Genomic DNA, 12,573 nt, shown 5'->3' with positions numbered 1-12,573 from the left:
TGCCGGCGCTGGACCGCTGGGGGCGGCCCACCATGCCCACGTGTACGCCCACGTGATCCTACGCGCTCTGCCCTCCATTCATTCAGGGTCGCACCCTTCCGCGCCATCCCTGCACGGGCAGCTCGAACTTGGCCACCAGCCTGTCGGTGAAGGGTGCGCCGGTGCTCTCCACACCGTGCAGGCGCGCCAGGCGTACGGGCTCGGAGCCCCTGCGGACCTCCACGCGCGTGCCGGGCGGCAACTCGAACCTGCGGCGCCCGTCGCACCACAGGACCCCGCACGGCGTGTCGGGCAGGATCTCGACGGCCAGCGTGGAGCGCGGCGAGATGACCAGCGGTTTGGCGAACAGCGCGTGGGCGCTGATGGGCACCATGAGCAGCGCCTCGACCTCGGGCCACACGACGGGGCCGCCGGCGGAGAAGGCGTAGGCGGTCGAGCCCGTCGGGGTGGCGCAGATCACGCCGTCGCAGCCCCACCTGGACAGCGGCCGGCCGTCGATCTCCGCGACGACCTCGAGCAGGCGCTCCTGCTTTTCGACGGTGACCTCGTTGAGCGCCCAGGTGTCGGCCAGTACCTGCCCGTTCAGCCTGGCGACGACGTCGACCGTCATGCGCTCCTCGACGTCGTAGCGCCCCGCCACGACGCTGTCGACGGCCGTGGCCAGGTCGGCGACCTCTGCCTCCGCCAGGAACCCGACGTGCCCGAGGTTGACCCCCAGCAGCGGTGTGCCGGCCGGCCTGGCCAGTTCGGCCGCGCGCAGCAACGTCCCGTCGCCGCCGAGCACGATCATGACCTCGGTGTCCTTGACCGCGCCCGGATCTCCCGGCACGGCCTCGACCCGGTCGCTGCCGATCTCGCCGGCCTCGGAATCGAGCACCCTGACGGTGATGCCGGCGTCGATCAGCCGGTCGACGACGAGGCGCGCGCTCTCGACCGCGGCGTCACGCCCGGTGTGTACGGCGACCAGCACGGTCCGGTTCATTGCGGCCCTTCCTCGACGGCCCGCTGGATCTCTGCGTCGAGGTCGGCGACCGGCGGCTCGCCTTCCCCTTTGCCCAGCCATAGGAGATATTCCACGTTTCCCGACGGCCCCGGCAACGGGCTCGCGGTCACGCCGCGTACGGTCAGCCCCAGGTCCTGAGCCTTGGCGGCGGCGTCGCGCACGGCACTCGCCCGTAACCCGGGATCGCGCACCACGCCACCCGCCCCGACACGGTCCTTACCCACTTCGAACTGCGGTTTGACCAGCATCACGAAATCGGCTCGCGCCGCGGCCGCCTCGGCCAGGGCGGGCAGCACGAGCCGGAGCGAGATGAACGACAGGTCGCCCACGACCAGCGTGGGCGGCTCGCCGACCATGCCGGGGGTGAGGTCGCGCACATTGACGCGCTCCATCACCGTCACCCGCTCGTCGGTGCGCAGGGACCAGGCCAGCTGGCCGTATCCGACGTCGACGGCCAGCACGTGCGCGGCCCCGCGGCGCAGCAGCACGTCGGTGAACCCGCCGGTGGAGGCGCCCGCGTCGAGGCAGCGGCGGCCCTCGACCGCCAGGCTCCCGAACGCTTCCAGCGCGCCGAGCAGCTTGTGCGCTCCGCGCGAGACGTAGTCGGGCCCGTCCTGCGAGTCGGCCACGACGATGGCGGAGGCGGTGTCGACCTGGGTGGCCGGTTTGCCGGCCCGCCGGCCTCCGACGCTGACCCGGCCGGCCTCGATGAGCTGGGTGGCCTGTTCGCGCGACCTGGCCAGCCCTCGGCGCACCAGCTCGCTGTCGAGGCGGATCCTGCGGCTCACCGCTCTCCCGCGGGCCGCTCGCCGGCGCCCTGCCCGCCCGCGGCCTGCCCGCCCGGCTCGTCCACGACCGCCAGCGCGCTCTCCAGCCCGGAGAACGCCTCGTCGAAGATCGCCACGTGCTCGCTCACCGGCTGCTCGCCCAGACGGCCCAGGCCGGTCACGATGGCGTCGACCCGCTCGTCGCCGGTCCCTTCCGGCAGCTCACTCATGTCTTGACGTTAACGCCTCCCGCGAGCGTCCGGGACCTTGGCAGGCCCGTCGGTCGTTGTAGCTCGTACGGGGTGCTACTGATGTGGAACGCTACCGTCCGCGAAAGAAAGAAGGGATGCGCATCATGGCAAGCGTCGAGGAGTGCCGGGCGGCACTGGCCAGGCTCGTCGACCAGTTCGACGAGATCGACGAGGCAGATCGTGCCAAGCACGTCGTCGAGCGCACGGTCAGCTGCCGAGTCTCCGACCTCGACGTGACCTTCTACGTCCGCCTGACCCACGGAGGGCTCGACCCGTTCGCCGAGACGCCGCCGGGTGACGGCAAGCCCGCCGACGTCAAGCTCACGATCGTGAGCGACGACCTGATCGCGCTGGTCGACGGGGAGCTCGATCTGGCCCGCGCGCTGCTTGGGGGGCGGGTGAAGGTCGAGGCCAGCTTCGGCGACCTGCTGCGGCTGCGCAGGCTGATCTGAGGGGCCGTTGACCCGCACCATCGCCTGATTAATTAATGGACAAGTTAACTATTGGGCGATACTGTTCAGCAATGCGCTGGATCATCGAGACCGAGGGCCTCTGCCGCGCCTTCGGCGACCACCACGCCGTCGAGGAGCTGAGCCTGGCGGTCGCGCCCGGCGAGATCTTCGGCCTCCTCGGCCCCAACGGCGCGGGCAAGACCACCACGATCAGGATGTTGTCCACGCTGCTCCCGCCGAGCGCGGGCGCCGCGCGGGTGTGCGGGTTCGACGTGGTGACGGAGGCGGGAGCCGTACGCCGCCGCATCGGCTACGTGATGCAGCAGGTCTCTCCCATGGGCCACTACCTGCTGACCGGCAGGGAGAAGGCCGAGATCGAGGCGTCCCTCTACCACGTGCCGCGACGGCAGGTGAAGGCCAGGGCCCGCGAGGTCCTGCAGCTGGTGGGGTTGTCGGACAGCGCCGACCGTCTCGTGGCGGGATATTCGGGGGGCATGCAGAAACGCCTCGACCTGGCCTGCGGCCTGCTGCACCGGCCCGAGCTGCTGATCCTCGACGAGCCGACGCTCGGTCTCGACGTGCAGTCGCGCCATCACATGTGGGAGCACGTCCGATCGCTCTGCGACGAGGGCATGAGCGTTCTGCTGGCCACCAACTACATGGACGAGGCGGACCGGCTCTGTGACCGGCTGTCGATCATCGACAGCGGGCGACAGGTGGCCGGTGGCACACCGGCCGAGCTCAAGGCGGCCATCGGAGCGCCGTCACTCGACGAGGTCTTCCTCCGGCACACCGGGCACGCGCTGCGGGAGGAGGTCGCATGATGGTGACGCAGGAGGTGCTGGCGCTGTCCAGGCGATGGCTGCTCGTGGCGCTGCGCGAACGGCTCAGCCTGCTGTTCAGCGTGCTGCAGCCGGCCGTGTGGCTGGTCTTCTTCGCCGGTGCGCTCGGGGGCGCGGTCGATCCCCGGGTGGTGGGGACGGGCGACTACATCGCGTTCGCTGTGCCGGGTGTCATCGCCTTCACCGTGGTGGGCAACGGGGTGACGGCGGCGATGCCGCTGCTGTTCGACAAGGAGACGGGATATCTGGACAAGTTGCTCAGCATGCCGATCAGGCGCAGCTCGCTGATCCTTTCGCGGTTCCTGTTCCAGACGGGCATGAACGCGGCTCAGACGCTGGTGATCCTGGTGGTCGCGCTGGCCCTGGGCTTCGTCTGGAGTCCGGGCCGCTGGGGGTGCCGGCGATCCTGGTGGCCACGGCCCTGCTGACGCTGGCGCTCACGTCCGCGGCGATGGCCCTGGCCTGCGCGGTGCCCTCGCACGGCACGTTCTTCGCGGTCACGGGGTTCGTCTCGCTGCCGCTGCTGTTCATGAGCAACGCGTTCGTGCCCCTGTCGGCCATGCCGGCGTGGATGGAGGCCGTGGCCAGGGCCAACCCGCTCACCTACGCCATCGAGGCCATCCGGCTGCTGGTGCTGCGGGGCTGGGGCGGCGGTGTGCCGCTGTCCCTCGCGCTGCTGGTCATAGCCTGCGTCCTGCTCCTCGCCGTCGGCGCCTGGCAGTTCGCCCGCCAGACCAGCGAACGGATCGCATGACCGTGAACCGCCCGCCCGGCATCACCCCACACGATCCAGCACGGGCTTGACGGCGCCCTCGTCGATCTGCCCGTCGCCGGCCGCGGACCAGGCGGCGTCGCAGGCGGCGCGCAGCCCGTCGATCCGCCTGCCATCACCGTCGAGGCACAACACGCCGTCGCGCCACCTGGCCCGCCAGCCGCCGCACGAGCCGTCGCGTACCTCGGGATAGGGCCGCAGCAACGTCCCGAGGTCCTCCCCCACGTACGTGGGCCGGTGCCGGGGCGCCGCCGTCAGCACCTCGACCGGCGTGGCCACCCCCGTCAGGACCAGCAGGCTCTCGACCCCGGCGTTGGAGGCCCCCTCGATGTCGGTGTCGAGCCGGTCGCCCACCACCAGCGGCCGCCGGGCCCCCGTACGCAGCATCGACTCCCGGTGCAGCGGCGGATCGGGCTTGCCCGCGTACACCGGCTCGACCCCCGTGGCAGAGGCGATCACCCGAACCATCGACCCGTTGCCCGGCAACTCGCCCCGGCGCGTGGGCATCGTGCTGTCGCCGTTGGAGGCCACGAAAAGCGCCCCCTGCCGCACCGCGAGCGTCCCCTCCGCCAGCAGCTCGTACGACAGGCCTGGCGCGATCCCCTGCACCACGGCGGCAGGAGACTCGGCGGCGGCCGAGACGGGCCGCAACCCTCGATCCCGTACGGCCAGCCGCAGCCCGGACCCGCCGACCACCAGCACATTCGACCCCGGCGGAACCCGCTCCGCGACCAGCCGGGCGGCGGCCTGAGCCGACGTGACCACGTCGGAGGCCGTGGCGGGCGCCCCGAGCTCACGCAGGTGCGCCGCGATGGCCGCCGGCGTCCGGGAGGCGTTGTTGGTCACGTACGCCAGCCGCACCCCCTTCCGCCGCGCCTCCTCCAGCGCCGCCGGAGCCCCGGGCACCGCGTAACCGCCGAGGTAGACCACGCCATCGAGGTCGAGCAGCAGGGTGTCATAGCCGTCGATCAGCACAGCGCCTCTTCCTCTTCGACTCCCACGTCGCGTGAGACTTTAGCGTCGCCCCCGTACGCGAACCGCAGAAGGGACGACCATGTCCGCGGAACCGGACCTCACTACCGAGGAACGCGCCGAACTGTTCGGTGATTTCCCCCGGGACGAGCACGCCGGCCGAGGCCGAGCGGCTCCGGAACACCCGGGTCTTGGCGCGGACGCGCGACGGCGCACCGCGTCGTTCACGAAGGAGGGCTGGAAACGCTTCATGGCCGAGGCGGCCGGCATCGACGCCCGCATGGCCGGATCGCCATCGTTCACGCACGTCACCGATCCGGCCAGCCGCCGCGTACGTCCCGCGACAGCCTGGGTAGGCCGGACGCCTACATCTCCCGGCGTGCCCGCAGGGTCGCGCGGACGCTCTTCAACGCGGACACGTAATGCCGCTCGTCCGGCCGCATCGCGACCGCGATGGCCAGCGGTTCCTGCGCGCCCTTCACGTCCCCGGTCCGCCACAACGACAATCCGAGCCCGAAATAGGCGTAATCCTCTGCCGGATTGGCGTCCACGATCTGGCGGAAACTGGCCGCCGCCTCGGCGTACTGCCGGGAGTTGAACTGCGCCCTGGCCAGCGCCTCCAAGATGCTGCGTGACTCAGGCTCAGCCGCGGCAGCCCTCTCCAGCAGCGCCGCGGCCGCCGCCGGGCTGCCGTCTTTCAGCAACCGCACCCCACGCTGGTACCAGTCGTAAACACCGCCCTCAGGAGCTCCCGAGCTCTCATCGTGAACGTTGCCACTCTGATCCATGCGTGAGGACTCCTTCATCTCTGAATGATGATCCCCGTTCGTCCTGGCGCGGAACGGGACCGACTGCAACCCCGGGGCGACTTCCGGACAGCGTAGACATTTATGGGAGCATGCCCGGTATGGGGACTCCTGAACTGCCGGTGCCTGATGGACTGGTGCTACGGCCCTTCCGTGGTGTGCGTTTCGCTGTCGAAGATCCAGCCAAGGTGACCTCCCCGCCGTACGACCTGATCTCCGACGCCAACGTGGAAGCCCTCCTCAGCTCCCACCCCAACAACGTCGTCCGGCTCATCCTTCCCTGCTCGCCCGCCGGCGATTCGTCCTCCGCTCCCGTCCCCGGGCAAGACACCGAGCCCCGGCCCGTCGACGGCGCTCCTTCCTCCCCGGAGGCAGGAAGGGAGAACTCCCACCCGGGCACAGGCCCCGCGAGCCCCCGCCCCGGCACAGGACCCGAGGGCTCGCGCACGGGCACGGCGCCCGAGAAGCGCCCCGGCGCCGGGCCTTCCCCGCAAGCCCAGGCGCCGCTCGGAGGGCAACCCGACACCGTGACTCCCCTGCCGGCCCAGGCGCCGCTCGAATCGCGGTACATCGAGGCGAGGGACACGCTGAAGGCGTGGCTGGACTCCGGCGTGCTGGTGGCCGACGACGTGCCGGCGCTCTACGTCTACGAGCAGAGCGGGGCAGGCGTGCTGCAGCGCGGCCTCATCGGCGACGTGGGCCTGACCGACCCCGAGCAGCGCATCATCCTCCCGCACGAGGATGTCATGCCGGGCCCCGTCGCCGACCGGCTCGCTCTCATGAGCACCACTCAGGCCAACCTCGAGCCCATCTTCCTCCTCTACGACGGCGCCAACGGCACCGCCACCCGCCTGGTCGACGCGGTGGCCTCGGATCGGCAGCCCCAGGTGTCGGCCCGCACAGAGGACGGCCTCACACACCGCCTCTGGGCCATCACGGACCCGGAAGAGATCGCCGCCATCAATGCCGACCTCCATGACCGGCAGGCGCTGATCGCCGACGGACACCACAGGTATGCGACGTACCGCGTCCTCCAGCGCCAGGAGCACGAATCCCACCTTCAGGCCGACCCGGCCGGCGAGCCGGCCCCCGACGGTGACGAGCCCACGCCGCCACCGACCGGCCCGGCGCCGGAACGGACCGGGCCCGCAGCCGGACCGATCCGTCCGGTGCCGGAGCCGATCGATCAGGCGTCGCAACGGGTCGACAGCGCCGGGGCTCGGCGGCACGACCCTTCTGCCCAGGTCGATGGCGCCCCGGCCGGTGAGGACGGCCCCGCGGACGCTGGCCGCTCGACGGCCGGGCCGTGGGACTTCGGGCTGGCCCTGCTCGTCGACACCTCCGCGTACCCACCCGACTTGCAGGCCATCCACCGCGTGATCCCCGGGCTTCCGCTGGACGAGGCGGCCGCCAGGGCGAAGGGATCGTGGCGCGTGCACGACTATGACGACCTTGCACGGGGGCTGGCGGCGCTCGAGGAGGCGGCGGAGCCGGCGTTCCTGCTCGCCGGGGAGATCGGTGCGCACCTGCTCACCGATCCCGACCCGGTGCAACTCGCCCACGCGATGCCGCCCGACCGCTCCGGCCGCTGGAACTCCCTCAACACTTCCGTCCTTTCCGAGTTCGTCATGCCCAAGGTGTGGGGAATGCGCGACAACGAGCGAACCGTGCGCATCGTGCATCACGACGCGCGGGCAGCGGCGCGGCTGGCTGCCCGCTCTGGCGGCACCGCCGTGATCCTCAACCCCCTCAAGGCCGAAGAGGTGCTTGCCGTCGCTGCCGGCGGCGAACGGGTGCCCCGCAAGAGCACCTCCTTCGGCCCGAAACCCAGGACCGGTCTGGTCCTGCGCACGTTCGCGATCGACTGAGGCCCCGCCTCCCTCGAAGCCCCGTACGGAATCGCGCGGACGCGCAGCCCTGCGACCCTGCGGGTTGTGCGCGCTGTCGTACGGGCCCTGCGCGGTGTGCAGGCGCGAGGCAGGGCGGACCAGGGTGAGTGGCCGAGGTCAGCTGGCGCGCGCCAGGTAGGCCACCTGCCTGGGGATCAGAGCGGTGACGGTCCCCTCGGAGCCGGAGGGCGGATCGGCGGCCGGGTCGGCGGGTTCGGTGAGCTCGGCCTCGAACGGTTTGGCGGAGCTCACCTCCACCTCGTACCTCCAGATCTTGGCCGCAGAAGGGCCGAAGACCCGGCAGCGGAATGCCCCTGTCACCTCGATGAAGTCGCGTGGTTTGAGAGTGCGCACGATGGCGGCGACCTCCGGGTTGAAGGTGACACACGGAATGCTGTCCGTCAGGGCGGCGCCGCGCCTGTGCCGTCGGCGGCGCACGATGACGCGCCACTTCGTCACGGTGTCGCCGCTCGGCAGCGCGTGCCCCTCGGCCGCCGCTGACAGCCTCCCCACCAGCAAGACCTCGTTGCGGTCCACTTGTCATCCTCCCTGTCGGTGCTCTGGTGGAGATCACTCTCTACGATGAGGAGAAAGCCGGACCGGCTGGAATGCTGTTCTGGGGATAACGGCTGAACGCGCGGGAGTGCCTGTGGACAACATCACCGCTCTGGGCGGCGACGTCTATGAGATCGACACCAAAATGGCGGGATACTCGGGCATCACGGCCGGCTATCTGATTCTGGGCGATCGACCGTGCCTGGTGGAGACGGGCACCTCGACGTCCGCTCCCGTAGTCCGTGACGCGCTCGCGTCACTCGGCGTCGGGCCGGAGGACCTGGCCACCGTCGTGGTGACCCACATTCATCTGGATCACGCCGGAGGCGTGGGGGACATCGCCAGATTCTTCCCTTCCGCCCAGGTCGTCGTCCACGAGAAAGGGGCCCGGCACCTCGCGGATCCGGCCCGGTTGATGGCCAGTGCGCGCATGGTCTGGGGTGACCGTCTCGACACGCTCTTCGGCGAGCTGTCCCCCACCGAGTCCGAGCGCATCGTCGCCCTCGGGGACACCGGCGCCATCGACCTGGGCAACGGGCGCACGCTGAGCAGCCACTACTCGCCCGGACACGCCAAACACCACGTGGGGCTGGTCGACTCCGCCACCGGAGATCTGTACGTCGGCGACGCCGCAGGCGTCTACTTGCCCGAGACGGGCGACCTACGCCCCGCGACGCCCCCGCCGGACTTCGACCTGCGGACGGCGCTCGACTCGATCGCGCTGTTCGAGGCGCTTGGGCCACAACGTCTGCTTTTCAGCCACTACGGGCCGGTCGACGCCGTTCAGGAGACTCTCGAGCGGTCCGCCGAAGAGCTCCGCGTCTGGGTCGACCTCACCCGGCAGGCCCATTCCGAAGGCATGGACCTGGACCACGCCGTCGCCATGGTCAGAGACCGCACCAAGGAGCGCTACACCGCGCTCAAGGCCGACGACCCGACGGCCGAGCACTTCGAGTTGCTGAGCGGAGCACCCTCGAACGTGGCGGGGATTCTCCACTGGCTCGACCGCGTCTCACCGTGACGGGTGATCATCGCGCGTGACGCAGGGCCGACAGCAGCCTTGGGGACGCGACACCCCGCCGCCCCGGATCGGGTAGCGGCGGGGTGTCCGGTGTCAGTCGTCCGTCTTGGGCCGGTCCGAGGCGGGCTCATCAAGTACGTCGCCGAAGTCAGGCTCGATGAACGCCGGTGTGATAGCCGGGGTCTCGCCATCCTCGTCCTTGGCCGCAGGAGCATGCTGCCGGTCAGCAGCGCGACCCGGTGACTTCTCGCCCTGCTCCGGCCCTTCGCCCTCAGCTGCCGGCTTCGCGTCCCGAACGTCTCGGTCCTCGTCCCGACCCGCCGCGTCCGCCACATCGACGTCACGAACCTCGGGATCCGCATCGTCCTTCCGGACCTCGACGTCCCGAACGCCGGCGTCACGAGCCTCGGGAGCCTCGACCTCCGCCTCCCGGGCCTCGACGCCCTGAACGCCTGCCGGAGCTCGCTCCGTCCTGGGCTCCTCCTCAGCGGCCGCGCCCTTTTCATCAGGTACGTCCGCCTGCTCCGCGTCGGGCACGTCGACGGCCCTGACCTGCTCCGCCTCCCTCTTCAGGAGACTCCCCGCAGCGAGGTCGCCGGCCTCGCTCCCGCCGTCGTCGGACACTTCTTCGTCGAAGTCCTCCTCGAGGTCCTCGATAACGGACCCGGTCAGCTCCGCGTACCGCTCCGCCGCGTCCGTCTCCCCGTCCTCGTCGAACGCCATCGCCCTCCCGAACCAGTCGGTGGCCGCCTCCTGATGGCCGGCATCGGCCAGTGCGTCCGCATAGGCGAAGGCCAGCCGGGCCGACCACGGCTTGGGCTGCGGGTCGCGCAGTTCGGGCAGGCGCTGCAGGGTGATCACGGCGGCGTCGTGCTGGCCCAGGTCGCGCCGGGCTCCGGATTCGACGATGGTCAGCTCGATGCGTCCGGCCCTGTCGAGACGTTCGGCTTCCGGCGAGCGTACGAGGTCGATGGCCCTTTCCGGACGGCCGAGGCCCCGCTCGCAGTCGGCCATGACCGCGAGGTACACATCCGAGCCCGTCATCCGCCTGGCCGCCCGCAGATCGCTCAGCGCCTCGGAGAAATGGCCCGCGCGATAGGCGACGATGCCTGCGGCCTCGCGTACGACACCGATGCGCGCCGCGAACCTGCGCGCGACCTTCGTGTGCTCATGCGCCCGGTCGGGGTCGTCGTCCTCGAGCGCGCGTTCGGCCGCCACCAGGTGCCGGCCGACGAGGTCGGCGAGGTCACCGGGCAGCGAACGAAGCTCTTCCAGGACTTCCTTGTCGAGTTCGTCCGCGGTGATGTCGGGCGCGACCTCGGGCAACCGCTCGCGCTGTGGCGCCTCGGCCTCGCGATCGGACCTGCCGTACCTGGCTCGGGATCCGGTGCGCTCCTCACGGTCGTCGCGGGAGAACGGCCGGTCACCGCGAGAGCTGCTGTCGCCGCGAGCGCCGTAGCCGCCCTCACGCCGTTCCCCATAACCGCCGCGACGGGGGCCGCGATCGTCCCGCTCCCGGAACGGCCGACGACCGTCATCGTCACGACGGGGACCACGGTCGTATCCACCCTCACGGCGAGAACCGTAACCGCCCTCGCGACGCGGACCACGGTCATCCCTGTCTCGGAATGACCGACGACCGTCATCATCACGACGGGGACCGCGATCGTATCCACCCTCACGCCGCGGGCCACGATCACTGTCACGACGGGGACCGTAACCGCCCTCACGCCGCTCCCCATAGCCACCCTCACGACGGGGACCACGGTCGAACCCACCCTCACGCCGCGAACCACGCTCGCCCTCACGACGAGAACCGTAACCACCCTCGCGACGCGGACCCCGATCATCGCGATCCCGGAACGACCGACGACCGTCACCCTCACGCCGCGGACCGCGCGGCTCCCAGTGGCCCTCGTCCCGTCGCGGTTCTCTGTCTCCTCGGTTGCCCCGGCGCGACCTGTCGTCGGAACGGAACGGACGGTCGCCGCCAGAGTCGCGCCCGCGCGAGCCGTAGCCGCCGCTTCGGCCGCCTCCGCCGGAGTGCCGGTCCTCGTTGTCTCCGCGGCCGCGCTGTCCGCCGTCCGATCCGTTATCTCTGTTCACTTCTGGTCCATTTCGTTGGCTCACCCGGCGGACTCACAACAACGGTCTGCCGGGGCTGGTCGCCGCCCGCCCTCGGGCCTGACGCGACGAAGGCCACCTGTGGGGTGGCCCGGTCCTTCCAGGGTAGCAAGCCCTGACACGTCCATGAGCCTGTCGGCAACCGGTTTAATCGTTGGACCGGAAATCGACCAATCGGCAAGACTGGTCCGCATGTCACTTCGCTTCCACGAAATAGCCGAGTCCAACCACCGCACGCTCAATCCTCTGACCAATGAAAAGCTGGATCTTCTGGGCCGGATCTGCCGCATCGCTCCCGGATCCCGCCAACTCGACCTCGCCTGCGGAAAAGGCGAGCTGCTCGCTCGGTGGGCGGCCGATTATGGAGTTCAGGGCGTCGGCGTGGACATCAGCAAGGTCTTTCTGGAAGCGGCCAGAGCCCGCGCCGACGAACTCGGCGTCGCCGGTCAGCTCAATCTGGTGGAGGCCGACGCGGCCACATACGAAGACACGCCGGAGTCGTTCGACATCGTGTCCTGTATCGGTGCGACCTGGATCGGCGATGGTCTTGAGGGCACGCTGTCATTGATGCGCCGGCATCTCCGTCCGAACGGCATCGCTCTGGTCGGTGAGTGTTTTTGGACAACGCCGCCGCCGCAGGAGGCATACGAGGCACTCGGCATAGCGGACGGCCTGTTCACGTCATTGGCCGGCACGGCGGACCGTTTCGAGAATGCAGGTTTCGAACTTCTGGAAATGGCGCTCGCCGACCAGGACGGCTGGGACAGGTATGTGGCCAGCCAATGGTGGACCATCAGCGACTGGCTACGCGAGAACCCCGACGATGTCGACGCTCCCGCCATGCGCGACTTCCTCACCCGCTCGCGCCGCTCGCACCTTGAGTACGGACGCCAGTATCTAGGCTGGGGTGTTTTCGTGGCCCGCCCGCAACTGCCCTGAGTCGCACATACGGAAAGGGCCCCGACGCGCTTGGCGTCGGGGGCCCTTTCCTTCAAAGATTGTCCGGCGGTGACCTACTCTCCCACACCCTCCCGAGTGCAGTACCATCGGCGCAGAGAAGCTTAACTTCCGGGTTCGGAATGTAACCGGGTGTTTCCTTCCCGCCATAACCGCCGTAAC

General features: G+C 70.2%; 15 protein-coding genes and 1 rRNA gene. 8 read left to right on the top strand and 8 right to left on the bottom strand.

The annotated features are described in order from the left end of the window. Positions 1 to 82: 82 nt before the first annotated feature. The 3 genes from ACTWPV_RS21630 to ACTWPV_RS21620 are packed head-to-tail and all read right to left on the bottom strand — an operon-like array spanning position 83 to position 2,000. Positions 83 to 982, bottom strand: coding sequence for an NAD kinase (locus ACTWPV_RS21630; RefSeq protein WP_347644765.1), 900 nt, complete (start codon positions 980 to 982; stop codon positions 83 to 85). Then, positions 979 to 1,791 (bottom strand): TlyA family RNA methyltransferase, encoded by an 813-nt coding sequence (locus ACTWPV_RS21625; protein ID WP_443153162.1) that lies wholly within the window; start codon positions 1,789 to 1,791, stop codon positions 979 to 981. Before ACTWPV_RS21625 ends, ACTWPV_RS21630 begins: the two co-directional genes overlap by 4 nt. Beyond that, positions 1,788 to 2,000, bottom strand: a complete 213-nt coding sequence (locus ACTWPV_RS21620) for a hypothetical protein (RefSeq protein ID WP_347644767.1) — start codon at positions 1,998 to 2,000, stop codon at positions 1,788 to 1,790. Before ACTWPV_RS21620 ends, ACTWPV_RS21625 begins: the two co-directional genes overlap by 4 nt. A 125-nt stretch (positions 2,001 to 2,125) precedes the next feature. Here ACTWPV_RS21620 and ACTWPV_RS21615 point away from each other — a divergent pair, with 125 nt between their 5' ends. The 4 genes from ACTWPV_RS21615 to ACTWPV_RS21600 all read left to right on the top strand — a co-directional run bounded on the left by ACTWPV_RS21615 (position 2,126) and on the right by ACTWPV_RS21600 (position 4,069). Then, positions 2,126 to 2,473, top strand: a complete 348-nt coding sequence (locus tag ACTWPV_RS21615) for an SCP2 sterol-binding domain-containing protein (protein WP_443153161.1) — start codon at positions 2,126 to 2,128, stop codon at positions 2,471 to 2,473. 71 nt (positions 2,474 to 2,544) lie between these two features. Then, positions 2,545 to 3,297, top strand: a complete 753-nt coding sequence (locus tag ACTWPV_RS21610; protein WP_443153160.1) for an ABC transporter ATP-binding protein — start codon at positions 2,545 to 2,547, stop codon at positions 3,295 to 3,297. Continuing rightward, positions 3,294 to 3,743, top strand: a complete 450-nt coding sequence (locus tag ACTWPV_RS21605; RefSeq protein ID WP_443153159.1) for an ABC transporter permease — start codon at positions 3,294 to 3,296, stop codon at positions 3,741 to 3,743. Before ACTWPV_RS21610 ends, ACTWPV_RS21605 begins: the two co-directional genes overlap by 4 nt. Then, positions 3,725 to 4,069 (top strand): ABC transporter permease, encoded by a 345-nt coding sequence (locus ACTWPV_RS21600; RefSeq protein ID WP_443153158.1) that lies wholly within the window; start codon positions 3,725 to 3,727, stop codon positions 4,067 to 4,069. Before ACTWPV_RS21605 ends, ACTWPV_RS21600 begins: the two co-directional genes overlap by 19 nt. A 21-nt stretch (positions 4,070 to 4,090) precedes the next feature. Here the strand turns inward: ACTWPV_RS21600 and ACTWPV_RS21595 are convergent, their stop codons facing one another. Further along, a complete protein-coding gene (locus ACTWPV_RS21595) occupies positions 4,091 to 5,062 on the bottom strand; it encodes an HAD-IIA family hydrolase (RefSeq protein WP_443153157.1) in 972 nt (323 codons plus the stop codon). 362 nt (positions 5,063 to 5,424) lie between these two features. Continuing rightward, positions 5,425 to 5,847, bottom strand: a complete 423-nt coding sequence (locus ACTWPV_RS21590) for a tetratricopeptide repeat protein (protein WP_347644772.1) — start codon at positions 5,845 to 5,847, stop codon at positions 5,425 to 5,427. 110 nt (positions 5,848 to 5,957) lie between these two features. On the opposite strand from ACTWPV_RS21590, the gene ACTWPV_RS21585 reads away from it, so the two are divergent. Then, positions 5,958 to 7,733 carry a DUF1015 family protein gene (locus ACTWPV_RS21585; RefSeq protein WP_443153156.1) on the top strand — a complete coding sequence of 592 codons (1,776 nt, stop codon included), beginning with the start codon at positions 5,958 to 5,960 and terminating at the stop codon, positions 7,731 to 7,733. A gap of 138 nt (positions 7,734 to 7,871) precedes the next feature. Here the strand turns inward: ACTWPV_RS21585 and ACTWPV_RS21580 are convergent, their stop codons facing one another. Beyond that, positions 7,872 to 8,291: a single-stranded DNA-binding protein gene (locus tag ACTWPV_RS21580; protein ID WP_443153155.1), complete on the bottom strand. Its 420-nt coding sequence runs from the start codon at positions 8,289 to 8,291 to the stop codon at positions 7,872 to 7,874. Positions 8,292 to 8,403: 112 nt separating this feature from the next. Here ACTWPV_RS21580 and ACTWPV_RS21575 point away from each other — a divergent pair, with 112 nt between their 5' ends. Continuing rightward, entirely contained in the window at positions 8,404 to 9,330 is a 927-nt protein-coding gene (locus ACTWPV_RS21575; protein WP_347644775.1) for an MBL fold metallo-hydrolase, read from the top strand. 93 nt (positions 9,331 to 9,423) lie between these two features. Here ACTWPV_RS21575 and ACTWPV_RS21570 read toward each other — a convergent pair whose 3' ends face one another. Continuing rightward, a complete protein-coding gene (locus ACTWPV_RS21570) occupies positions 9,424 to 10,344 on the bottom strand; it encodes a hypothetical protein (RefSeq protein WP_443153154.1) in 921 nt (306 codons plus the stop codon). Between the two features lie 69 nt (positions 10,345 to 10,413). Here ACTWPV_RS21570 and ACTWPV_RS21565 point away from each other — a divergent pair, with 69 nt between their 5' ends. Further along, positions 10,414 to 10,962 (top strand): hypothetical protein, encoded by a 549-nt coding sequence (locus tag ACTWPV_RS21565; RefSeq protein WP_443153153.1) that lies wholly within the window; start codon positions 10,414 to 10,416, stop codon positions 10,960 to 10,962. Positions 10,963 to 11,646: 684 nt separating this feature from the next. Beyond that, the gene (locus ACTWPV_RS21560) at positions 11,647 to 12,393 is read left to right on the top strand and encodes an SAM-dependent methyltransferase (RefSeq protein ID WP_443153152.1); all 747 of its coding nucleotides are present in this window, start codon (positions 11,647 to 11,649) and stop codon (positions 12,391 to 12,393) included. A gap of 61 nt (positions 12,394 to 12,454) precedes the next feature. Here the strand turns inward: ACTWPV_RS21560 and rrf are convergent. Beyond that, positions 12,455 to 12,571, bottom strand: a 5S ribosomal RNA gene (gene rrf / locus ACTWPV_RS21555). Positions 12,572 to 12,573: the final 2 nt, after the last annotated feature.

It is taken from the genome of Nonomuraea sp. KM88 (genome assembly GCF_052245635.1).
Classification (GTDB): Bacteria; Actinomycetota; Actinomycetes; order Streptosporangiales; family Streptosporangiaceae; genus Nonomuraea.
The sequence above is the reverse complement of the archived record's forward strand: the minus strand, read 5'-3'. Positions and strand labels throughout refer to the sequence as shown.